Below are 22,979 nucleotides of genomic sequence, written 5' to 3'. Positions count from 1 at the left end.
ACTCCCCATAGGGTGGAGCGTATGCGAGGCAACAGGAGCTTCCGGTGAACAAGACCATCCGCAGTGCCTCCGCGCGCATCAATGTCGTCGTCGGGCCCTTGGTAGCGCTGATGGGGGTCGCTGTGGCGATCGCTGCCGTGGCGCTGTCGATCGTGCTGGAGTCCATGTGGCCACTGCTGCTCTTCATCCCCGCCCTGATGGGGATCGGTGCCGGCCTGTTCCTCCTACGTGCCGCCCTGCGCAGCGGGCTCCGGATCGACGGGGACGGATTCACCTGGCAGGGCTTCACCGGCCCTGCGCACTCGCTGCGCTGGGATCAGCTGCACCGGCTGGTGCCGCCTCCCGGGCGGGCGCCGCGCACTGTCGCGATCGCGCAGCTGCGTGACGGCAGCCAGGTGGAGGTCATCGCCCTATGGGAGTCCCCCACCTCACCGATGGCCGTGGCCGGTCTCTCCGATCAGACCGCCACCAGGAAAACCCTGGTCGAGGCTCACCGGTACTGGTTGGCTCAGCAGCGTTGAGCCGGGCGGCGCGCCGGCACCGCGAACCTCAGCGCACGATCTTCCGGTGGCCCGCATCCACCCGGCGGGTCCAGCCTCGTGAGTCCAGGTGCTCCAGCAGCGGGATCGCCACCCTTCGGGTGGTCTCGAGCGCCTGACGGGCCTGACTGGTGGTGAACGGCTGCGGCAGCCCCGCCAGTTCTCGCATCGCCAGGGCCGGCGCAGTGGGCAGCAGCACCACCGAGTCCGGCAGGCGCAGGATCCTCCCCAGCCGCTCTGCGGCCGCCAGCTCCTTGGGCCCCAGGTGCCAGGCGGCGAGGTCCTCGGCCTCCGGGGCCTGGAACGGCTTCTCACCCAGACGCTGCTCGAGAGCCACGACTCCTGCCTCGGCCGCACCGAGACCCTGCGTGCTGCGGGGGTCGCGCAGTCGCCCGTCGGCGTGCTCCAGATCGGCTGCGCGCACCACCGGATCGAGCAGTGATTCGTCGGGCAGTCGCAGGGAGTCCAGTGCGGACTTGGCGGGCAGGCCCGCTGCCAGCGGGTTGGCGCGGGCATGGGCAGCGACGGCCTCGCGCAGCTGCTCGGTCCAGCCTGCCAGGGCCTCGGCGTCCACCAGCCACTGGCCCACCGGTTGGATCCCCGTGGGCAGCGGATCGGGGACCTCGATACCGCGCCGCTCGAGCAGCTGCGCGCGGATCGCACCACGACGCCGCACCTCCACCGCGACATCCCCGGAAAGCGGCAGCTGCGCGAGAGCATCGGCGCGCCGGGCACCGTCGCCGCGCCGGTCCAGCGCAGGAGGGTCGACGTCCAGCACCTGCACCCCGGCGTACACGGCGCGGGAACCGCTGCCGCGCAGCACCAGGCGGTCCCCCACCGCGAGCGGCAGGGCGCGGTCCAGGGTGAGGCGCGCATGCTCGGCCCCCAGGGGGCGCACCCGGGCCGTGACAGCGGCGGTGCCCACATGCGCGGTGAGCTCCTCCGGGGCATCGCCCAGGGCGTTGCCGGTCAAACCGCGCACGTCGAGCTGATCGGTGAGCTCCCAGGCATCGGGCGTGAGCAGCACATCGCCACGAGAAATCTGCTCCTGGTCGATGCCGCGCAGGTTCACCGCGGCCCGACTCACCGGCCCCAGCTGGTCCACCGGGCCACCGCGGCTCTGCAGCCCCCGCACCGCCATGCCGCCGCTTCGTTCCGCACCGTGCAGCTGCAGACGATCGCCCACCGTCAGGGTGCCGGCGGCGAGGGTGCCGGTGACCACGGTACCCGCACCCGAGATGGTGAAGGAGCGGTCCACCCACAGCCGCACCCGGTCGGTGGCCGACGGCTGCCGTGCGGCGGCGACCGCCTCGTCCAGAGCGCTCCGCAGCTCGTCCAGTCCTTCACCGGTGACGGCGGAGACGGGGACGGCAGGCACGTCCGCCAGGCCGGTGCCGGCCAGTTCGGCGCGCACCTGGGAGATCACCTGGTCCACTCGTTCGGGTGCGAGATCAGCGCGGGTGATGGCGATGACGCCCTGATCGATACCGAGGGCCGCGATGGCGTCACGGTGGTCATCGGACTGGGCCTGCCAGCCCTCATCGGCCGCCACCACGAAGCACACGATGGGGGCCGGTCCCAGGCCCGCCAGCATGTTCCCGAGGAACCGTTCGTGGCCGGGGACGTCCACGAAGGAGACCCCGCGGCCCGAGGGCAGGGCGGTCCAGGCGAAGCCGAGATCGATGGTGAGGCCGCGACGCTTCTCCTCCGCCCAGCGGTCCGGTTCGATGCCGGTCAGCGCGCGGATCAGGGTGGACTTGCCGTGGTCGACATGGCCGGCGGTGGCGATGACCTGCATCATCGTGCGTCCTCCTCAGTGCCCGGAGCCACTGCGCGCTCGGTGTCGGCAGCCGGATCGATGCGTGCCGTGCGCTTCCTCGCGGCGAGCACGGCGGCGACGAGCGCGTCGTCCTCCTCCTCGGGCACGCAGCGCAGGTCCAGCAGGCAGGCGCCGTCCCGCACGGTGCCCACGACGGACGGATCGCCGGTGCGCAGGGGGGCGGCGAGCTGCTCGTCCAGGGAGATCGCCCAGCCGGGCAGCGGCACTTCCGCACCCCCGCCGCCGCCCACGCGGCCGTCGTGCTCCACCACCGGGGCGTCCAGGCGCTCTGCCATCCGCATCGTGCGCTCACGCAGCTCATCGGCGTCGGTGCGCAGGGCGGCGAGGACGGGTGGGACGGGGCCGGTGAGGGTGGCCTCCACCGCTGCCAGGGCCAGCTTGTCGGCGCGCACCGCACGGGCCAGGGGGTGGCGGGCCAGGCGGGCAATGACCTCGCGGCGCCCCAGCAGGATCCCGGCCTGGGGGCCGCCCAGCAGCTTGTCACCACTGGTGATCACCAGGTCGGCACCGTCACGCAGCGCTGTGCGGGCATCGGGCTCACCGGGCAGCAAGGACTCGGGTTCCAGGAGACCGCTCCCCAGGTCCGCCACCAGGGGCAGGCCTACCTGGTGGCAGGCGGGGGCGAGCTCGCAGATCGGCACGGTGCTGGTGAAGCCGATGACCCGGTAGTTGCTGGTGTGGATGGAGAGCACGCACCCGGTGGAATCGCCGAATGCGTCGGTGTAATCGCCCAGGTGGGTGCGGTTGGTGGTGCCCACCTCGCACAGGCGCGCCCCGGTGGAGGCGATCAGGTCCGGCAGGCGGAACCCGGCGCCGATCTCGATCATCTCCCCGCGGCTGAGCACCACCTCACCCGTGCCGGCGAGGGCAGTGGTGGCCAGCACCAGGGCGGCGGCACCGTTGTTGACCACCAGCGCGTCCTCGGCCTCAGGGCAGGCGGCCAGCAGGGCCGCCCGGGCTCCGGCGCCGCGGCGGGAGCGGGCGCCGGTGGCGAGGTCGAACTCGACGTCGGTGTACCCGGCGGCATCGGCGAGGGCACGACGGGCCGCCTCGGACAGCGGTGCCCGGCCGAGGTTGGTGTGGACGATGACGCCGGTCGCGTTCAGCACCGGGCGCAGGGAGGCAGCGGGCCGCTCCCCCACGGCCGCCAGGATCTCCTCCAGCACCTGCTCGGGGGTGATGTCACCGCGTCGGGCGCGGTCCTGTGCGGCACTGACGATGTCCCGCACCACGCGCTCGCTCATGGCCTCCCCGGCGGCCTGCACCCGGGGGTGGGCCAGCAGCTGATCGGTACGGGGGATCCGCCGGCGCGGGTCCTCGGTGCTCATCGTGGACCTCCTCGTCGCGGCACGGGGGCATGCTGGCGGAGGCGGACGGGAATCGAACCCGCCAGACCGAGATGCTCGGTCTCACCGGTTTTGAAGACCGGGGCGCCCACCAGGACACGTACGCCTCCACTAACTAAAGTACCAGGTCGCGGGGACAGCATTGAGGACAAGGGCCCGGCAGCGTCGGCCAGGCAATCGGGGCTCGGGTGACCTGGGTCAGTCGGGGAGGTCGAAGGCCTTCCAGCTCTCGCCGTCCCAGGCGAGGATCCCTTCACGGAGCGAGAGCGCGTACAGCACCTTCCCATCCGGTGCCCAGGTGAGCCGTACGGTCTCCTCCGGGCCGCCGGGCAGCTCCTGGACCGTGCCGGTGTGCCGGTCCCACAGAGCCACCAGGTCCCCGCGGTTGGACACCACCGCGAGGCGGCCATCGGCCGACGCAGCGGCCCCAGCGAGACTGTAGCCCTCCACCGGTTCTGGGATCGTGCTCTCCGACCCGTCGGGCGCGACCACCAGAACAGTGCCGTCCCCAATTCCCGCCAGCAGGGTGCCTTCCGGTTCGTAGACGGGCTCGTCCAGGAATTCGACGCCCTCGGCGTGAACACCGATCCGCGTCCCCGAGCCCGGGTCGTACCGGTGGAACGGCCCTTCGCCCCCCGCCACCACGAGCTGGTCACCTGTCGGGGAATAGGACAGGTACCAGGTATCCATGTCCCCGAGCTCCACCACCTCACCGGGGTCACAGGTTCCCTCCGTCGTGCTCCACAGGCGCAGTGTTCGATCCAGTCCGCAGGTGACCAACTGGGTGCCGTCCGGGGAGAACCGCACCTGGTTGATCACAGCGCCCATCCACTCCTCGCCGATCCAGTGCCCCAGCAGGTGCGTGCTGGGTGAATATTCGCCTCGCTGGGGTCCGCTGATCGAGGGTTCGGGTGCCACGTCGCTGCCGTAGCGGTGGCGTCGTTCGGGACCACCAGTGGTGTCGTTGGGGCCGCTCTGTCTACGCTCCTTCCGCCGTGTGTATAGGGCACGCGGCGGAAGGAGCAATCTGGAATGGTACGGAAGATCAGGGCGAAGCTGGTGCTCCAGCTGCGCGCAGAAGGTCTGTCGGGGCGAGCGATTTCGTCCTCGCAGGGCATGTCCCGCAAGTCCGTGAGGGCGGTGTTCGAGGCCGCTGACGCTGCAGGGATCGGGTGGGGCGATATCGCGGACGTCGCCGATGAGCAGGTGTATGCCCGGTTGTTCCCGGGCCGGGGCGAGCACGAGAGCGTGTTCGCACAGCCGGACTGGGAACAGGTCCATCGAGAGATGGCCAGGGTCGGCGTGACGCTGAAGCTGTTGCACGGCGAGTACTTCGACGCGACCACGGCGGCTGGGGATCCGGCGATGGGGTATGACCGGTTTTGCCGCACCTACCAGCACCACGTCATGGTCACCGGTGCCGCTTCGAGAGTCGGTCACAAGGCCGGCCAGAGCGTGGAGGTCGACTGGTCCGGCCCCACGATGGAGCTGGCCGATCCGGTCACCGGCGAGGTCTCGAAGGTGTTCTTGTTCGTTGCCTGCCTGCCTTTTTCTCGTTACGCGTTCTGCTTCCCGGCGCTGGATATGCGCCAGGAGTCCTGGCTGCGAGCGCACGTAGCGATGTTCGAGGCGCTGGGCGGGACGGTCCCGAGGATCGTTCCGGACAACCTCAAGACCGGTGTGGTGAAGCACCCCCGCGAGGGCGAGATCGTCCTGAACGATGCGTATCGCGAGATGGCAGCGCATTACTCGGCGGCGGTGCTCCCGGGGAGGGTGCGGAAACCGAAAGACAAGGCGAGCGTGGAGAACACCGTCGCGCACGTCGCGACCTGGGTCATCGCCGGGCTGCGGGATCAGCGATTCACGTCCCTGCCCGAACTTGCAGCCGCCATCGGGCAGCGGATGGAGGCCTATAACGCGGAGCCGTTCCAGAAGCGGCCCGGATCCCGCGCCAGCGTGTTCGACGCGGAGGAGCGGCCGCTGCTGACGCCGCTGCCGGCGGTGCCCTACGAGATCTCGACATGGCACTACGGACGACGAGTGGGCAGGAACGGGCACGTCACGTTCGCGCGGAACTTCTACTCCGCGCCGTTCGCGCACATCGGCGCGAAGGTCGATCTGCGCATCACGGCCCGGACGCTGGAGATCTATCAGGGCAGCCAGCGACTGACCAGTCACCTGCTGCTCCCGGAGACCGCGAGCAATGAGTACCGCACCAACGACGCGGACCTACCTGCGGGCGAGCGTTTCCAGGCCTGGGACGCGCAGAGGGTGCGGGCGTGGGCAGATCGGGTCGGGCCGGCCACGGTGATCGTGATCCAGCGGATCTTCGAGTCCGTGCCGATCGTGGAACAGGGCCTGGATCCCGCGTTGGCGGTGCTACGGCTCTCTCGCCGCTTCTCCGTAGATCGGGTCGAGGCGGCCTGCGCACTCGCGCTGACGGGACGGGTCCGTTCACCGCGCTATGCGCATCTGCACCCGATCTTGGCCACCGGGCAGGACAAGGTCGCCGCCCTGCGTCCACCCCGCGAGGAACCCGCGGAAGACGGCGGATACGTCCGTGGCGCCGACTACTACGCCGGAGGTGTCCGGTGAGCGTGATCGATAACGACACGAAGCGGAAGCTGCGCGAGATGGGCGCGACCGCGCTGCTGGACGCGATCGATGCCCAGGATGAGGCTCACGTGCTGGGGATGTCGTTCCAGGAACGGCTCCAGCTGATCGTGGACGAGGCGCATTCCATCTTCAATCATGGAAAGGTCGAGGGTCTGATCCGCCGGGCGGGGCTGCGTTATCCCGGAGCGGACCTGCGGCGGCTGGATCTGGTCGAGGAACGGGGACTGAACCGGAACGTGATCGCGCAACTGGCAACCTGCTCCTTCATCCAGCGGCAACAGAACGTGGTCTTCCAGGGCTTCACCGGCTCAGGGAAGTCCTACCTCGGCTGCGCGCTGGCGAAGCAGGCCTGCCAGCACCGGCTCCGAGCCCACTACATCCGAATGCCCGACCTCGAAGAGGCCTGGGCCCTGGCAAAGGACAAGCCGCAGGGCCAGACGAAGTTCCTGCGGAAGTACTCCACGTTCTCGCTGCTGGTGATCGACGAGTGGCTGCTGGACCATCCTGACGAGGGAATGCGTTCGATGCTGCTGGAACTGCTCGAGCGCCGCTATGACACCGGCTCGACCGTGTTCTGCACCCAGTACCCGAAGAAGGACTGGCACGCCCGGCTCGGTGGAGCAGTCCACGCCGATGCGATCATGGACCGCATCGTGCACAACACAATCTGGATCGACACCGGCGACAGGAACATGCGAGAACACACCGCACTGCCCCAGTGACCCGATGCCGGCGGGAGCCAGTGGTCCCCACCGCGGCGGCTACTGGCCCCCGTCGGCACGATCGGCGGTCCCCAAGAGCAAGATTCGGTGGCTCCCACGACTACGAATACTCACTGGGTTCACCGGCCGGATCGGTGAGGTCCACAGCAACCTCGCCGATCACCGCAAGACGGTCGTCGGTGGGGTGCCAGGCGATGTCCCCGCTGCTCATCCGGGTGCGGCCGAGCACCTCGCCGGTGGCGCTGTCCCAGGTGATGGTGCCGTACTCCTCGGCGAGGCCGAGGTGCGAGCGGTCCCGCGACTCATGCGCCATAATCCGGGTCCCGTCCGGAGAGACTGCCAGCGTCGAGACCGTGAAACGCATGTCGCCATCAGGCTCCCAGGGTTGAACGTCGTAGACCACGCCGTGGAGCTCATCGAGCTCCTTCTTGCGCTGGCGAAGCTGCGCCGCTTCGGCCTCGAGGTCGACGTCCGCCGGCAGCAGGCATTGGCTGGGCCGCAGCGACCGGGCCTCAGGGTGCCCTGTCAGGCGCTTCCCCAGGTCCCCGATCCGTGAACAGCCCGAGGCAGCGGCCATCACGAGCACTCCCCCACGCAGCAGCATCGAGCGCCGACCAACTCCGTGCTGTTCCATCGCTCTCCCCTTCGCTGTCCCCGCATGCCGCACCGGACTGACCAGGCACGGCGTCCCTGCCGCCCCCTCGACAGCCAGCCTAGACTGAGCGCATGACTGCTGAGATGCCCCGGTTGACGACGATGGCCCACGGCGGAGGGTGCGCCTGCAAGATCCCGCCGGGCGAACTGGAGGAGGCCGTCTCGGCACTGGCCGGGCAGCAGTTCGACTCGGTGATCGTGGGCCTGGACGACGGTGACGACGCCGCCGCGGTCCGCGTGCAGGACGGCCTCGCGGTGCTGTCCACCGCCGACTTCTTCACCCCGGTGGTGGACGATCCCTTCGACTGGGGCCGTATCGCCGCCGCCAATGCCCTCTCCGACATCTACGCCATGGGCGGCACCCCGGTGGTAGCGATCAACCTGGTCGGCTGGCCGCGTGACGTGCTCCCCTTCGACCTGCTGCGGGAGGTGCTGCGCGGTGGTCTCGCCGTCGCCCAGGAAGCCGGGGTGCCCGTGATCGGCGGCCACTCCGTGGACGATCCTGAACCCAAGTACGGCATGGCGGTCACCGGCACCGCCCACCCCGGCCGCCTTCTGCGCAACGACGCCGCAGAGGCCGGCCTGCCCCTTACCCTCACCAAGCCGCTCGGTGTGGGGCTGCTGAACAACCGGCAGAAGACCACCGGTGAGGTGTCCCAGGCCGCCATCGACACCATGACCGCCCTGAACCGGGACGCCTCGATCGCTGCCCTCGATGCCGGTGCGAAGGCCGCCACCGATGTCACCGGTTTCGGGCTGCTGGGCCACCTCTACAAGATGATGCGCGCTTCCGGTGTGGGAGCGGTGATCGACCGCGCCGCGGTGCCACTGATCGACGGCGCCGCCGAGGCCCTGCGCGACGGCTACATCTCCGGCGGCACCCGCCGCAACCTGGACTGGGTGCGGGACTCCGTCCGGGCCGGCTCAGGCATCACCGAGGAGGACCTGCTGCTGCTGGCCGATGCACAGACCTCCGGTGGCCTGCTGGTCGTCGGTGAGGTGCCGGGCTACCCGGTGATCGGTGAGACCGTCGCCGGTTCCGGCATCGACGTGCGCTGAGCGAAGCACCTGCACCAGGGCCGGCCCGACGGGCCATCCGCGTACGCTGAGCCGGCCCCCAGCACGCGAGAAGGACGTTTCCGTTCCACAGATCGCGATCTGTGGAACGGAAACGTCCTTCTGGTCGTACCGCCCTCATGCGCCGCTGGGGGTGGGGCGGCGGTACGGGCCTCAGCTCAGAGGCTGGTGGTGATCGAGTCGTCGTTGATGCCGGCCGCACGCCGGGCAGCCAGGCGTGCCTTCTGCGGCTCGATGACGCGGCGCGGATCCTTCACGGACTCCAGGCCGGCCTCGAGAACGCCGAACCGGGTGAGGGCCGAGGCCGCCACGAGTGCAGCACCGCCGATGACGGACAGAGCGCGGCTGCGGCCGCCGAGGACCGCAAGCACGCCGCCGCCGATGGCGAGGCGCTCGGCCCACTCCAGCATCTGACCGGGCTTTCCCTCCTCCAGCGGCTCCGCCTCGAGCGGATGCATGGACTCCTTCATCGCCCTCATGCTGAGCACATCACCGACCACGCCTGCCGCTGCCAGGACACGGGCAGGACGGGCCTGGTCCACCGGGGACGTGATCATCGCCGCGCCACCCGAGGCCAGCGAGGCGGAGGAGGCGAAGAGATAGGACATGTGGTGGCGGCCCGCGGACCACGTGGGAACCGCGGTGTCACCCAGCAGGGCACCGGTGTACGCAGCCAGGCCCGGGCCCAGGGCGACCTGCCCGATGGATGCCGGCCCCTCCATGCCCTTCAGCAGGGGACGAAGCGCGCCCAGCGGCACCTTCTCCCCCGTGAGACGGTCCACCTCGACCGCGCCCAGCACACCGGAGATGGTGCCGAAGCTGGCCAGGATCCAGGTGCCAAGGCTCATCGGGGAGGAGATCTTCACGGTGCGCATCATGTTCAGGAAGCGCTCCGGGCGGCCCAGGTCCTCGATCAGCGAGAGGGTGCCCACGCCCACCGCGCCCAGCGCCAGCAGGCGGCCGTTGCGCCGCAGTGCCGGGCGATTGGTCAGCTGACCACCGAATGCCAGCAGCGAGGAGCCACCCGCCAGGCCACCCAGGAACAGGTAGACGGCGATGGGGCCCCGCCACGGCGGTGCCTTGACCACCTGGCGGCCGTAGTACGAATCGAACTGGACGTCGTCCACCAGGGCCATCCCGCGGGAGCCGTCGGCCCCCACCTGACCGGCCGGCTTGCGGCGACGGCGCCCCCCGCCCGCGAAGCGGGCCTTGCGGGGCTGCAGCGGCGGACGATCGGAGTCGAACTCGGAGATGCTCACTTCTTGCCTCCCACGAACGCCAGGGCGGTGGCCGCGATCATCCCGGCCGCGGCGATCCCGGCCTTGAGGTACATCTGCGGCAGGTACTTGGTGGAGACCTGGGGGTCCGGCGGCAGGCCGTACACCTCGGGCTCGTCCAGCAGCAGGAACACCGAGCCGATGCCACCGACGCCGTCCTTGGGGTTCGCCCCGTACAGGCGGGCCTCGGTCATGCCGCGGTCATGCAGCTGGTGCAGGCGCTCCTGGGCATCGTCCACCAGGTCGTCATGGTCGCCGAACTTGATGGAGGTGGTGGGGCAGGTGGCCGAGCAGGCCGGCTGCTCGCCGTCCACCAACCGGTCGTAGCACAGGGTGCACTTCTTGGCGGTGCCCATGCCGGGCACCTCCCCGTCGTGCTCCACCCGGGCCGAGACCGTGCCGTCGTCGCGACGCTCGATCACACCGAAGGGGCAGGCGCCCACACAGGTACCGCAGCCGTTGCAGATGTCCTCCTGGACCACGACGGAGCCGAACTCGGAGCGGAAGATAGCACCGGTGGGGCACACGTCCAGGCAGCCCGCGTTGGTGCAGTGCTTGCACACGTCCGAGCTCATCAGCCAGCGGAACTCCGGGGTGTCCGGCGGGGTGGTGTCCACACCGTCCAAGTCACCGGAGGGCAGGTCGCCGCGCCGGCGACCGGGCTTCGGCCCGATCGTCGGCATGCCGAGACCGACGAGCTTGCGGCCCGACTCCCTGGCTTCCTCGATGCGGTCCTGGCCTTGCTCGACGAACGCGACGTGACGCCAGGTATTTGCACCCAGCGCGCCGGTGTTGTCGTAGCTGGAACCCAGGATCTCCAGGTTGCCGTCCACGGGGTTGCGGTTCCACTCCTTGCACGCCACCTCGCAGGCCTTGCAGCCGATGCAGATCGAGGTGTCGGTGAAGAAGCCCTTGCGGGGATGATCGTGACCCCATCCGGTGGATGCGGCGGGGCCGGCAGGCCCGGCGAGCAGGCTCATCGGTTCTTCATCTCCTTCATCGACGGGGTGCCGTCCGGGACAGCGGTGGCCTCCTCGGGCCCGCGCACCTCGTGCGGCGAGAAGCCGTCGGCCGGTCCCTCGCCGGGGGCGCCCAGGGCACCGTCGACGTGCGCATCCTCTGCCGGGACCAGCCCGGCCCGGTCGCGGTACTCCTGCACCAGCGCCCGCAGCTCGGCCCCGTGGGGCCGGCGACCCGGGCGGATCGCACAGGCGTTGTTCTTGCTGTTCTGGATCTGCACGTTGGCGTCCAGGTTCATGGCGATCAGGTCGTTCACGCCGTCACCGGAGACGACCGCTTCCTTGCCACGGGCCCAGTGGAACGGCAGGCCGATCTGGTGCACGATCCGGTCACCGATCCGCAGCGGTGTCATCCGCTCGGTCACCAGCACCTTCGCCTCGATGGCGGAGCGCGCCGAGATGATGGTGGCCCAGCCGTACGGCTCCAGCCCCAGTTCCTCGGCCAGCTCCGGCGACACCTCGCAGTACAGCTCCGGCTGCAGCTCCGCCAGGTACGGCAGGAACCGGCTCATGCCACCGGCCGTGTGGTGCTCGGTGATCCGGTACGTGGTGAACACGTACGGGTACACCTCGCCGCCCGGGGCGGAAGCGCCCGGCGAGGACAGATTGTCCTTGCTGGTGAACGTCACCCGGGTGGGGTTGGACTGCTGCGAGTACAGCGGGTTCTTGACGTTCGACTCCGGCCCCTCGTAGTGCGTGGGCAGCGGGCCGTCCACCATGCCGGTGGGCGCGAACAGCCAGGCACGACCATCGGACTGCATGATGAACGCGTCCGTGCCGGACAGGGCGGCGGCCCCGCCCTTGGAGGGATCGCCGGGATCGTCAGGACGCTTGGTGGGCGGGAAGTCGGGGACGTCCAGCCCGGTCCACTTGCCCTGCTCCTCGTCCCACCACACGTGCTTCTTGCGCTCGCTCCAGGGCTTGCCCTGGGCGTCCGCGGAGGCACGGTTGTACAGGATGCGACGGTTGGCCGGCCATACCCAGCCCCACTCCAGGGCGGCCTGCGGCTGCTCCGTGCCGGGCTTGCGGCGGCGGGCCTGGTTGATCCCGTCGGCGTACACACCGGCGTAGATCCAGCAGCCACCGATGGTGGTGCCGTCGTCCTTCATCTCACCGAAGGCCTTCAGCGGCTCCCCGGCCTTCTCACCAGCGATGTGGCGGCCGTTGATCTCGGCCAGCACCGCCTCGGCGTCCGGCTCACCGTGCTCGTCCACCGGGTAGTCCCAGGTGAGATCGAGGATCGGCCGGTCCCGCGGGTCGGTGGAGTCCTTCAGCTTCTCCCGCACGCGCTTGCCCAGCTCGTACGCGAACTCCAGCTCGCTGATGGCATCACCCGGCGCATCCACCGCCTTGTCGCGCCACTGCACCATGCGCTGGGTCTGCGTGAACGACCCGGCCTTCTCGGTGTGGTTGGCGGCCGGCATGAAGAACACCTCGGTGCCGATGTCCTCGGTGCGGGTCTCCCCCGACTCGATCTCGGCGGAGTCCTTCCAGAAGGTGGCCGACTCGATCATGTAGAAGTCACGCACCACCAGCCACTTCAGCTTCGCCAGCCCCTGGCGCTGCATGCGGCCGTTGGCCGAGCCCACCGCGGGGTTCTGCCCGAACAGGAAGAACCCGTCGACCCCGCCCTCGAGCATGCGCATGAGGGTCTGGTAGGTGCCGTGCGCACCGGTGAGCTTGGGCAGGTAGTGGTAGGCCCACTCGTTCTCGGCCGTCGCAGCATCGCCCCACCACGCCTTCAGCAGGTTGATGGCGTAGATGTCGGCGTTGGCCCAGAAGCCCTTCTGCTCCTTCTTCCCGATGGCCCGCGCGTACTCCGCGAAGGAGTCCTGGCCCACCTTCGCCATCGGCAGGTAGCCGGGCAGGATGTGGTAGAGCGTGGGGATGTCGGTGGAGCCCTGGATGGTGGCGTGACCGCGCAGCGCCATGATGCCGCTGCCGGGACGACCCACATTGCCCATCAGCAGCTGCAGCACCGCCGCGGTGCGGATCATCTGCGGGCCGCCCTGGTGCTGGGTCCAGCCCAGCGCGTAGGCGAAGCAGGTGGTGCGTTCACGGCCGGAGTTCTCCGTGATCGCCCTGACCAGGTACTCGAAGTCCTCCGCGGCGATGCCGCAGGTGGCCTCCACCATCTCCGGGGTGTACCGGGCGTAGTGGCGCTTGAGGATCTGGAACACCGTGCGCGGGTGCTGCAGCGTCTCGTCGCGATCGGGCAGGCCCCGCTGGAGCATGTCCTTCTCGCCCTGGTAGGCCCACGACTGGTTGTCATAGGTGCCGGTCTCCGGGTCGTACCCGGAGAACAGGCCGTCGAGATCCTCGGTGTCCTCGAACTCCTCGCGGATGATCGTGGAGGCGTTGGTGAAGGTCTTGACGTACTCCTCGAACCAGAGGTCGTTCTCCAGCACGTACCGGATCACGCCGCCCAGCAGCACGATGTCGCTGCCCGAACGGATCGGGATGTGCTTGTCCGCATTGGCGGAGGTGCGGGTGAACCGGGGATCCACGTGGATCACCTTCGCGCCGCGCTTCTTGGCCTCCATCACCCACTGGAACCCCACCGGGTGAGCCTCGGCCATGTTCGAGCCCTCGATGACGATGCAGTCAGCGTTGGCCATGTCCTGCAGGTACTGCGTGGCGCCGCCACGTCCGAACGAGGCTCCCAGACTGGGAACCGTGGACGAGTGTCATATGCGGGCCTGGTTCTCCATCTGGATCGCGCCGGCGGCGGTGAAGAACTTCTTGAGGAGGTAGTTCTCCTCGTTGTCGATGGTGGCACCGCCCAGGCTGGCGATGCCCATGGTGCGGCGCACCGCACGGCCCTGCTCGTCGACGTCCTCCCAGTGGTTGCGACGGGCCTCGATGAAGCGGTCGGCGATCATGTCCATCGCGACCTCGGCATCGAGGTCCTGCCACTCGGTGGCGTGCGGGGGCCGGTACTTGATCTTGGTCTGCCGCAGGGTGGAGTTGGCCAGCTGCTCACTGGCAGCGCCCTTGGGGCACAGGCGGCCACGCGAGACCGGCGAGTCCGGATCGCCCTCGATCTGGATCACCCGGCCGTCCTTGTGGAAGACGCGCTGACCGCAGCCGACGGCGCAGTACGGGCACACGCTCTGGGCGACGCCGTCGGCCGTGGCGGTGCGGGGGGTGGTGTTCCTGGTCTTCTCCGACATGACGGACGCGCCGCGCCCGGTCTTGTCCGCGCCTCGCAGCTGGCGGATCACCGGCCAGTCGAGGAAAGTGGTCTGAGACATGCGCCCACCATAGCACCGGCCACTGAAAAAGTGCCTCTGGACTGCGAAAAGACCCGAAGGTCACCGGCAATTCCGCAAGGCGGCCGGTACGGAAATCAGCTCGTGCTGGTCAACCCCTGCTGTCAACCGGCGGAGTCGGGCACCCGCCGGACTCAGGCGTCGTCGGTCGTGACGTCCTCGCGGATCCGCTCGTGATGCCGGATCACCTCGGTGACGATGAAGCGCAGGAACGCCTCGGCGAACACGGGGTCCAACCCGGCCTCATGCGCCATCGCGCGCAAGCGCTCCACCTGGCGCTCCTCACGGTCCGGATCAGCCGGAGGCAGACCGTGCTCAGCCTTCAGCAGTCCCACCTTCTGGGTGTGCCGGAAGCGTTCTGCCAACAGGTTCACCAGAGCGGCGTCGATATTGTCGATACTGCGGCGCTCATCCAGAAGCAGCTCACGGGCGCGTGCCGCGTGATCCTCCGGGCCTGCACCCTGCATCGGTGCGGACATCAGGCGCTCTTCTCCCCACGATCCTGCTGGGACTGCCTCTCGACGTCCTTGCCCGAGAGCATCATCGGGGCTCGGCCGTCCGTGATCACACCCTCGGTGATCACCACCTTGGTGATGTCATCGCGGGAGGGGACCTCGAACATGACCGGCTGCAGTGCGTCCTCCATGATGGCCCGCAGACCACGCGCGCCGGTGCCGCGGTCGATCGCACGGTCCGCGATCGCCTCCAGAGCGCTGCGCTCGAAGTCGAGCTCCACACCGTCCAGGGCGAACATCTTCTGGAACTGGCGCACCAGGGCGTTGCGCGGCTCGGTGAGGATCCGGATCAGCGCGTCGCGATCGAGGTCGGCGACGCTGGTGATCACGGGAAGGCGGCCGATGAACTCGGGGATCAGCCCGAACTTCAGCAGATCCTCCGGGACCAGCTTGGCGTAGATCTGCTCCTGCTCCAGCGGCGTGTGCAGCTCGGCCCCGAACCCGATGCCGCGCTTGCCGATGCGGGAACCGATGATGTCCTCGATGCCGGCGAAGGCGCCGGCCACGATGAACAGCACGTTGGTGGTGTCGATCTGGATGAACTCCTGGTGGGGGTGCTTGCGCCCGCCCTGGGGCGGCACCGCCGCGACGGTGCCCTCAAGTATCTTCAGCAGTGCCTGCTGGACGCCCTCGCCGGAGACGTCGCGGGTGATCGAGGGGTTCTCGGCTTTGCGCCCGATCTTGTCGACCTCGTCGATGTAGATAATGCCCCGCTGGGCCCGCTCCACGTCGTAATCGGCGGCCTGCAGCAGTTTCAGCAGGATGTTCTCCACGTCCTCGCCCACGTAGCCGGCCTCCGTCAGCGCCGTGGCATCGGCCATGGCGAAGGGCACGTCGAGCATCTTGGCGAGGGTCTGGGCCAGGTAGGTCTTCCCGCACCCGGTGGGTCCCACGATCAGCACGTTGGACTTGGCGACCTCGATGTCGTCCTGCGTCTCGGAGGCCGTGCTCTCCTCGTCCTCCGAGGCGGGGCCGATGGAGCCCGCCTTGCGCGCGGCCCCCGCCTTGGCGGCAGGCCCGGATCGGCCCGAGGTCGCAGCAGTGGACTGCTTCGCCTCCTGGGCGCGCACCCGCTTGTAGTGGTTGTAGACGGCCACCGCCAGGGCCCGCTTGGCGGGCTCCTGGCCCACCACGTACTCCTCCAGGAAGTCGAAGATCTCCTGGGGCACGGGCAGGGCGGCCTGCTCGGTCTCAGCGGGCTGTGCCGCCTGGATCTCCTCGGCGATGATCTCGTTGCACAGCTCGATGCACTCCTCGCAGATGTACACCCCCGGGCCCGAGATCAGGCGCTCCACCTGCTTCTGCGACTTTCCGCAGAACGAGCACTTGAACACGTCGGCACTCTCGGTCGAGCGCGCCATGTCCGTCTCCTTTCGTCGGACCGCCAACGGGAGGAACCCGTCGGCCGTGCAGTGCGGCCACCCCGGACGCGCACGGCACCACGCTACCGCGCAACCGGCCCCCCACCGGGGAGGTGAGGGGCCGGGTCGTCGTGAGCGCCTGTGGGATCAGCGGGAGATCTGGGGCCGCGATTCCTTGCGGGACTCGAGCACCTGGTCCACCAGGCCGTACGCGAGTGCGTCACGGGCAGTGAGGATCTTGTCGCGCTCGATGTCGCGGCTGATCTGCTCCTTGTCGCGACCGGAGTGGTGGGCGAGGGTCTCCTCGAGCCACTCGCGCATGCGCAGGATCTCGTTGGCCTGGATCTCGATGTCCGAGGCCTGACCGCCGCCCTGGCCGCCCATGGCCGGCTGGTGGATGAGGATGCGGGCGTTGGGCAGCGCCAGGCGCTTGCCGGGAGCACCCGCAGCCAGCAGCACGGCGGCCGCAGAGGCGGCCTGGCCCAGGCACACCGTGGTGACCTCGGGCTTGATGTACTGCATGGTGTCGTAGATGGCGGTCAGCGCGGTGAACGAGCCGCCGGGGCTGTTGATGTACAGCGTGATGTCGCGGTCCGGGTCCTGGGACTCCAGGACCAGCAGCTGGGCCATAACGTCGTCGGCGGAGGCGTCGTCCACCTGGACGCCCAGGAAGATGATGCGGTCCTCGAACAGCTTGGTGTACGGGTCCTGGCGCTTGAAGCCGTAGGCGGTGCGCTCCTCGTACTGGGGCAGCACGTACCGGGAGCTGGGCATCGTGCCGGCCTGGGCGAAGGGCATCGCAGCGGGATTGCGGGGATCGAAGGTCACGGGTTCTCCTAGCGTGAAGGGTTCGGGGTCAGGCGAGGCAGGGGCGAGAGGGGTCAGTCCTCGGTGCCGCCGCCGCCCGTGACGTCGTGCGCCCGCTCGACGATCTTGTCGACGAAGCCGTACTCCAGGGCCTCCGGCGCGGTGAACCAGTGGTCGCGGTCGCCGTCGGCGATGATCTGCTCGACGCTCTTGCCGGTCTGCTCTGCGGTGATCTCGGCCATCTGCTTCTTCATCGACAGGATCAGATCGGCCTGGATCTTGATCTCGCTGGCGGTGCCGCCCAGGCCGCCCAACGGCTGGTGCATCAGCACCCGGGCGTGCGGGGTGATGAACCGCTTGCCCTTGGTGCCCGAGGAGAGCAGGAACTGCCCCATCGAGGCCGCCATGCCCATGCCCACGGTCACCACGTCGGGCTGGATGTACTGCATGGTGTCGTAGATGGCCATACCGGCGGTGATGGAGCCGCCTGGGCTGTTGATGTAGAGGTAGATGTCCTTGGTGGGATCCTCCGCGGCCAGCAGCAGCATCTTGGCGCAGATCGCGTTGGAGTTCTCGTCACGCACCTCGGAGCCGAGCCACACGATGCGCTCGCGCAGCAGCCGCTGGTAGACGTTGTCGTCGAGGCCCATGGGGGTGTCACCGGCCGCGCCGCGGGGCGATTCGAGATGGGGTGTGGAGGTCACAGGTGTCTCCTTCGTGATGGGATCGGCGATGACACGACTCTAGGCGCTGGGTGCGACGAAGCGGCATCCTGTTCGCCGCAGGCGCACTGGGGCCCGATGAGCCACCGGGTCCGGAGATCCCACCGGGCCACCGGGGCACCGACGCTGGGGAGATCGCGTGGAGATGCGGAGCCGATCGGCGTTCGAGGTCGCCCTCGACTCGCCCACCGCCTGAGACTTGCCCCATGCCCTACACCCTCGCGCACCCTCTGTTCGCCGCGCCGCTGCGGCGCCTCGGGCTGCCGCTGTCCGCCCTCGCGGCCGGAGCAGTGGCACCGGACCTGCCGCTGTGGGCGACGTCCGTGGGCCTGCCTGGACACCTGGGGTCCGAGGGCTACTTCTTCACCCATTCGCTGCCGGGCATCGTCACCGCCGACCTCCTGATCGGCATGATCCTCTGGGGGATCTGGGTCCAGCTGGTGCGGGCGCCCTTCTTCGACTCGCTGCCCTCTCCCCTGCGCGAGCGGGTGCCGGCCGTGGCCCCAGGACCGGAAGCCACCTCCCTGCGCCGCTCCGGCAGGTCGAGCCCGTCAGCCCCGCTCGACGCCGCCCGCCGCTGGTCGCTCGCCGCGCTCGGCGTGATGCTCGGGGTGATCACGCACGTGGGGATCGACGAGTTCACCCATCCGGGCCGCTGGGGCACCCAGAACATCCCGTGGCTGGCCGAGACGCACGCAGGGCTGCTGGGCACCTCCTGGGTGCAGTACTCGGCCGGGGTCGGCGGGCTGCTGGGCATCGCCCTGTGGTGCGGATGGATCGTGCTCCGCTCTCGCCCGCTCCCCCGACCCGCGACATCACAAGCCGCCCGGCGCACGGTGCAGGCCCTCGTGATGCTTGCGATGGTGATCGCGGTGGCCGACGCGGCGAAGGTAGCGACCGACTCCCTCTCACGGGCTGCGTTCGTGGCTGCCACGCGTGGCGTGATGACCGTGCTGGCCGGCCTGCTGCTGGGATCGGCGATCTCCGCCGCGGTGGAGGGCCTGCGCCCGTCGCGTCCGAGGTGACCCGAGCCGCATCGCACCACCCCTCGACCTCCCGAGACCGTCAAGTGCTCCCCGAGTAGGGTCACGTCCTCCCGCCCTCTGGCAAAGCTCTCGTCAAGACCGCTACCCGGCTCATCCAAGCGGGCTGACCGCAGCTGTTCCGTCCTCCTACGGTGGTCTCACCGCCTGGAGCCCGCAAGGATTCGGGCCCGGTCCCCCGGACCGACGAGCCCATCCGGCGCCGACCCCGGCGCTCGGGACGCAGAACAGAACAGACACCCTCGGCACCCGCCAGAGGCTGGAAGGAACGAAACGCACACCATGGCCAAGCACAACACCCACCGCGCCGTCGGCCGCGCCACCACCCCCGTCAGCAACGCCCGTGTGGCCGCCCGTGGCATGGGTGGTGCCGCTGTCCTGGGCACCGTCCTCGTCGGCTCCGCCTTCGTCGGCGGCACCGCGCAGGCCGCCCCCGCCCCGGCCCCCGCCGCCCCCGTGACCGCTCCGGCCGTCGCCCCGGCAGCCCCCGAGGCCGCGGCACCCACCGTGGTGCTCAACACCACCGAGAAGCTCCGCTGGGGCTCGCGCGGTGGCAATGTCGCCGATCTGCAGAGCGGTCTGAACCAGAACGGCGCGAACATCGCCGTGGACGGCAAGTTCGGCCCCCGCACCCACGCGGCGGTCAAGGACTTCCAGCGCAGCAACGGCCTGCTGGTCGACGGCGTGGTGGGCCCCCAGACCCGTGGCGCCCTCAACGGCGGCGTGTCCATGCCCTCCAGCGGCACCTCCGCCCCCGCCAAGAAGTCCAGCTCCGCCTCCACCAGCTCGATCGTGGAGCGGGCTCGCTCCGTCGTGGGCACCGGCTACACCTGGGGCGGCTCCTCCCCCAGCGCCGGCTTCGACTGCTCCGGCCTGGTCACCTACGCCTACCAGGGCTCCGGCCTGAACCTGAACGGTCGCACCTCCAGCCAGATCACCAACGGTGGCCGCACCATCTCCCAGTCCCAGGCCCAGCCCGGTGACATCGTGTCCTGGCCCGGCCACATCGGCATCTACGCCGGCAACGGCCAGGTCATCGACGCCTCCGGCTCCAAGTACCGCGTCACCGAGCGCGGGATCTGGGGCAACCCCACCTTCGTGACCTACCGCTGATCCTCAGCCACTGATCACACGCCGGCAGGCCCGGCTCCCACCACGGGAGCCGGGCCTGCCGCTGTTCCGGCGCGGCGGACCGGTCAGGCCCGACGGCCGTCCTGGCGCAACGACCGGTCCAGATCCGACAGGGCCGCGCGCACCGTCCCCACCAGGACTGCGGTGCTGACCGCCGGGAAGGCGATGAGCCCGCCGAGCGCTAGCAGTGAGCGCCGCTCGGGCTGCTCGGCCGCTCGCTTGGACGCCATGATCAGCACGGCCGACATGGTCTGCAGGCCCAGCACCTGGGCAGAAGCGGTCACCTCCGGCCCTTGGGGCCTCGCGCCGCCCCGGTGCCGCAACGATTCCGCCGCGGCCCATGCACCGGCGGCAACGGACAGCACCACCGGGACTGCTACCGCGCGCGGGGCACTGACCCAGCTGCTGGGGCGGAAGGTCAGGCTCCAGTTCGACGGCAGCGAGCTTTCGCTCCTGCCGACCAGTGCACCCAGAGACGCCACCACGGCGGCCCCGCCCAGGGGCGCCATGGTGAGCATTGTCGAGACCCGATCCGGGATGTGCTGCTCGAGGTCCGGCAACGAGTCGTCCGGTCGGATCAGGCCGAGCTTCGCAGCGACCGCACCGATGTTCAGATCCCAGCCCACGCCGACGGCACGCGGTACGAGCAAGGACGGGTTCTCCGGCTCGAAGGCGCGCAGGCGCGCGTGCGGCTCCGTCAGCCCGCGGAGGTCCAGGGGGACACCGAGCACGCGTCGGACCCCATCGGGCCCTCGCCCGAACAGCCGGCTCACCGACGATGCCCTCCCCTTAATCATGGTCCTGCCTCTCATCTCGTCACTCCTGTCCCTGTGATCCCACTCCCTCTGCACCCGCGACCAGGTGCTCCACGGCGCCCTGCAGTGATCGCCACTCCTGTTTCAGCTCCCCCAGCCGTCGCCGACCCTCGGGGGTCACCGTGTAGACCTTGCGCGGCGGACCGCTGGGCGACTCCTCCCAATGGGCATCGAGCAGTCCCGCCCGCCGCAGCCTCGCGAGCAGCGGATACAGGGTGCCCGCGACCACTTCGAGCGCCTCGTGGCGTGCAAGACGCTCCAGCAAGGCACCCCCGTAGGCAGGTGCGGCAGCCAGGCTGGAGAGCACCACCAGGTCGAGGACTCCCTTGCGCAGTTGAGACGTTGCCATGACCCCACCGACCTCCCGATTCATTCACGCCGACACCTAGTCGGCTGAACCAACTACTTGGCTATGCATCATAGTAGGGCCGGGCCGGTGACTGCGACCGGCCCGGCCCTGCTGGGCGGGCAGATGCTCGCCTCCCGGATGGGCCCCAAGAAGCCGGAGTGAACGGATCCATCAATGCGAACGGGCCGCCACCCCCGTTGGGGATGACGGCCCGTTCGTCACTCACACCCGGCACGTGGCCGGGTCAGGAGCTCACTTCTCGGTGGAGGCGTCCTCGTCGGCCTTCTTGGCCGGAGCCTTCTTCGCCGGAGCCTTCTTCGCAGGCGCCTTCTTCGCGGGAGCCTTCTTCGCGGGCTTCTCCTCAGCGTCCTCGGACTCCTCAGCAGCCTCCGCCTTCTTGGCAGCGGCGGTCTTGGCCGGAGCCTTCTTCGCGGGAGCCTTCTTCGCGGGCTTCTCCTCAGCGTCCTCGGACTCCTCAGCAGCCTCCGCCTTCTTGGCAGCGGCGGTCTTGGCCGGAGCCTTCTTCGCGGGCGCCTTCTTGGCCGGCTTCTCCTCAGCGTCCTCGGAGTCGTCCTCGGACTCCTCTGCCTTGGTCAGACCCAGGTCGAGCACATCGCCCTTCTCGTTCTTGACGGTGACGTCCGCGAGGGCGACGTCCAGGGCCTTGGAGCGCTGCACCTCGGCGAAGATCTGCTCGAGCTGGCCGGACTGGGCCAGCATCTGCAGGAGCTGGTTGGACTCGATGCCGTACTGGGCCGACAGCTGGGTCATGTAGTTCATCAGGTCGTCCTGGCCGACCTGGACCTCGCGGGTCGCGTTGATCTCGTCCAGCAGGAACTGGGCGCGGATCGCCTTGACGGTGTCCTCGCGGATCTCCTCGCCGTGCGGGTCGCCCGCCTCCTTGCCCTCGTTCTGCAGGTGGGTGAGGATCTCGTCCTCCACCAGCTGCTCGGGCACCGCGATCTCGATGTCCTCGAGGAGCTTCTCGAGCAGGGCGTTGCGGGCCAGGGCCACGCGGTTGCCCTCGGCATCGGCGGCGGCCTGCTTGCGCAGGTCGTCCTTGAGCTCGTCGATGGTGTCGAACTCGGAGGCCATCTCGGCAAATTCGTCGTCGGCCTCGGGCAGCTCGCGCACCTTGACGGACTGAGCGGTCACCTTGATCAGCGCCTCCTGGCCGGCGTGCTCACCACCGGCGAGCTCGCTGGTGAAGGTGGTGGTCTCCCCGGCGGACAGGCCCTCCAGGGCCTCATCCAGGCCCTCGAGCATGTTGCCCTGGCCGATCTGGTAGGAGACGCCCTCGACGGACTCGATCTCCTCGTCGTCGATGGTGGCCAGCATGTCCAGGGACACGAAGTCGCCGTCCTCGGCGGGACGGTCCACGCCCACCAAGGTGCCGAAGCGCTCGCGCAGCTCGGTCAGGCGCACCTCGACGGCGTCGTCATCGACCGAGGGCTCCTCGATCTCGACCTCGACGGAGGAGAACTCCGGCAGCTCGAACTCGGGGCGCACGTCCTGCTCGACGACGAACACGAGGTTGCCGTCCTCGGAGCCGTCCAGGCCCGGGACCTCGTTGACCTCGACCTCGGGGCGGCCGACGGGCTTGAGCTCCACCTCGGCAGCGGCCTTCTGGTACAGCTCGGGCAGGGCCTCGTTCACGGCCTCCTGCATGATCGCGGGACGGCCGAAGCGCTGCTCCACGAGGCGGGTGGGAACCTTGCCCTTGCGGAAGCCCGGGATCTGAACCTGGTCGGCGATCTTCTTGGTGGCTGCCTCGACGGCGGGCTTCAGCTCGTCGAAGGGCACCTCGACGGTGAGCTTGACCCGGGTGGGGCTGAGCTTCTCGGACGCGGTCTTCACTGGTCAGGTCTCCCTGT

General features: G+C 69.5%; 19 protein-coding genes, 1 tRNA gene and 1 pseudogene. 6 read left to right on the top strand and 15 right to left on the bottom strand.

The window, feature by feature from the left end; genetic code table 11:
• Positions 1 to 44 precede the first annotated feature (44 nt).
• Positions 45 to 521, top strand: coding sequence for a hypothetical protein (locus tag JOD52_RS03360; protein ID WP_204408795.1), 477 nt, complete (start codon positions 45 to 47; stop codon positions 519 to 521).
• Between the two features lie 28 nt (positions 522 to 549).
• On the opposite strand, the gene selB is transcribed toward JOD52_RS03360, so the two are convergent.
• The 4 genes from selB to JOD52_RS03340 all read right to left on the bottom strand — a co-directional run bounded on the left by selB (position 550) and on the right by JOD52_RS03340 (position 4,553).
• The gene (selB, locus tag JOD52_RS03355; RefSeq protein ID WP_204411469.1) at positions 550 to 2,337 is read right to left on the bottom strand and encodes a selenocysteine-specific translation elongation factor; all 1,788 of its coding nucleotides are present in this window, start codon (positions 2,335 to 2,337) and stop codon (positions 550 to 552) included.
• Positions 2,337 to 3,707, bottom strand: coding sequence for an L-seryl-tRNA(Sec) selenium transferase (gene selA / locus JOD52_RS03350; RefSeq protein ID WP_017822155.1), 1,371 nt, complete (start codon positions 3,705 to 3,707; stop codon positions 2,337 to 2,339). The genes selB and selA overlap by 1 nt, the downstream gene beginning before the upstream one ends.
• 33 nt (positions 3,708 to 3,740) lie before the next feature.
• A tRNA-Sec gene (locus JOD52_RS03345) sits at positions 3,741 to 3,835 on the bottom strand.
• Positions 3,836 to 3,923: 88 nt separating this feature from the next.
• Positions 3,924 to 4,553, bottom strand: a complete 630-nt coding sequence (locus JOD52_RS03340) for a WD40 repeat domain-containing protein (RefSeq protein WP_239551764.1) — start codon at positions 4,551 to 4,553, stop codon at positions 3,924 to 3,926.
• A gap of 204 nt (positions 4,554 to 4,757) precedes the next feature.
• Between JOD52_RS03340 and istA the strand changes: the two genes are divergently transcribed.
• Positions 4,758 to 6,320, top strand: a complete 1,563-nt coding sequence (gene istA / locus JOD52_RS03335; RefSeq protein WP_204408388.1) for an IS21 family transposase — start codon at positions 4,758 to 4,760, stop codon at positions 6,318 to 6,320.
• Positions 6,317 to 7,063 (top strand): ATP-binding protein, encoded by a 747-nt coding sequence (locus JOD52_RS03330; protein WP_338124028.1) that lies wholly within the window; start codon positions 6,317 to 6,319, stop codon positions 7,061 to 7,063. The genes istA and JOD52_RS03330 overlap by 4 nt, the downstream gene beginning before the upstream one ends.
• A 100-nt stretch (positions 7,064 to 7,163) precedes the next feature.
• On the opposite strand, the gene JOD52_RS03325 is transcribed toward JOD52_RS03330, so the two are convergent.
• A complete protein-coding gene (locus tag JOD52_RS03325; protein WP_204408793.1) occupies positions 7,164 to 7,640 on the bottom strand; it encodes a hypothetical protein in 477 nt (158 codons plus the stop codon).
• A gap of 149 nt (positions 7,641 to 7,789) precedes the next feature.
• On the opposite strand from JOD52_RS03325, the gene selD reads away from it, so the two are divergent.
• Positions 7,790 to 8,776, top strand: a complete 987-nt coding sequence (gene selD / locus JOD52_RS03320; protein WP_204408792.1) for a selenide, water dikinase SelD — start codon at positions 7,790 to 7,792, stop codon at positions 8,774 to 8,776.
• A 176-nt stretch (positions 8,777 to 8,952) separates the two neighbouring features.
• On the opposite strand, the gene nrfD is transcribed toward selD, so the two are convergent.
• The 7 genes and pseudogenes from nrfD to JOD52_RS03280 all read right to left on the bottom strand — a co-directional run bounded on the left by nrfD (position 8,953) and on the right by JOD52_RS03280 (position 17,695).
• Positions 8,953 to 10,053, bottom strand: coding sequence for an NrfD/PsrC family molybdoenzyme membrane anchor subunit (nrfD, locus tag JOD52_RS03315; protein ID WP_204408791.1), 1,101 nt, complete (start codon positions 10,051 to 10,053; stop codon positions 8,953 to 8,955).
• A complete protein-coding gene (locus JOD52_RS03310; RefSeq protein ID WP_017822160.1) occupies positions 10,050 to 11,051 on the bottom strand; it encodes a 4Fe-4S dicluster domain-containing protein in 1,002 nt (333 codons plus the stop codon). The genes nrfD and JOD52_RS03310 overlap by 4 nt, the downstream gene beginning before the upstream one ends.
• 119 nt (positions 11,052 to 11,170) lie before the next feature.
• Positions 11,171 to 14,344: pseudogene (fdnG, locus tag JOD52_RS03305) on the bottom strand (formate dehydrogenase-N subunit alpha); the annotation flags it as partial.
• Positions 14,345 to 14,496: 152 nt separating this feature from the next.
• A complete protein-coding gene (locus JOD52_RS03295; protein ID WP_204408788.1) occupies positions 14,497 to 14,841 on the bottom strand; it encodes a chorismate mutase in 345 nt (114 codons plus the stop codon).
• Positions 14,841 to 16,238, bottom strand: a complete 1,398-nt coding sequence (gene clpX / locus JOD52_RS03290) for an ATP-dependent Clp protease ATP-binding subunit ClpX (RefSeq protein ID WP_204408787.1) — start codon at positions 16,236 to 16,238, stop codon at positions 14,841 to 14,843. The genes JOD52_RS03295 and clpX overlap by 1 nt, the downstream gene beginning before the upstream one ends.
• Positions 16,239 to 16,385: 147 nt before the next feature.
• Positions 16,386 to 17,036: an ATP-dependent Clp protease proteolytic subunit gene (locus JOD52_RS03285; RefSeq protein WP_204411468.1), complete on the bottom strand. Its 651-nt coding sequence runs from the start codon at positions 17,034 to 17,036 to the stop codon at positions 16,386 to 16,388.
• Positions 17,037 to 17,119: 83 nt separating this feature from the next.
• Positions 17,120 to 17,695: an ATP-dependent Clp protease proteolytic subunit gene (locus JOD52_RS03280; protein WP_204411466.1), complete on the bottom strand. Its 576-nt coding sequence runs from the start codon at positions 17,693 to 17,695 to the stop codon at positions 17,120 to 17,122.
• 278 nt (positions 17,696 to 17,973) lie between these two features.
• On the opposite strand from JOD52_RS03280, the gene JOD52_RS03275 reads away from it, so the two are divergent.
• Together JOD52_RS03275 and JOD52_RS03270 are read left to right on the top strand one after the other, a co-directional pair.
• Positions 17,974 to 18,792, top strand: coding sequence for a DUF4184 family protein (locus JOD52_RS03275; RefSeq protein WP_204408786.1), 819 nt, complete (start codon positions 17,974 to 17,976; stop codon positions 18,790 to 18,792).
• Between the two features lie 300 nt (positions 18,793 to 19,092).
• Positions 19,093 to 19,923: a C40 family peptidase gene (locus tag JOD52_RS03270; protein ID WP_204408785.1), complete on the top strand. Its 831-nt coding sequence runs from the start codon at positions 19,093 to 19,095 to the stop codon at positions 19,921 to 19,923.
• 83 nt (positions 19,924 to 20,006) lie between these two features.
• On the opposite strand, the gene JOD52_RS03265 is transcribed toward JOD52_RS03270, so the two are convergent.
• The 3 genes from JOD52_RS03265 to tig form a co-directional block, all read right to left on the bottom strand.
• Positions 20,007 to 20,714 (bottom strand): DUF5808 domain-containing protein, encoded by a 708-nt coding sequence (locus JOD52_RS03265; protein WP_338124044.1) that lies wholly within the window; start codon positions 20,712 to 20,714, stop codon positions 20,007 to 20,009.
• A 43-nt stretch (positions 20,715 to 20,757) separates the two neighbouring features.
• Entirely contained in the window at positions 20,758 to 21,129 is a 372-nt protein-coding gene (locus JOD52_RS03260; protein WP_204408783.1) for a PadR family transcriptional regulator, read from the bottom strand.
• 228 nt (positions 21,130 to 21,357) lie between these two features.
• Positions 21,358 to 22,962 (bottom strand): trigger factor, encoded by a 1,605-nt coding sequence (gene tig / locus JOD52_RS03255; protein WP_204408782.1) that lies wholly within the window; start codon positions 22,960 to 22,962, stop codon positions 21,358 to 21,360.
• Positions 22,963 to 22,979: the final 17 nt, after the last annotated feature.

It is taken from the genome of Brachybacterium muris (assembly GCF_016907455.1).
Classification (GTDB): Bacteria; Actinomycetota; Actinomycetes; order Actinomycetales; family Dermabacteraceae; genus Brachybacterium; species Brachybacterium muris.
This window is presented reverse-complemented; position numbering and strand designations above follow the sequence as displayed.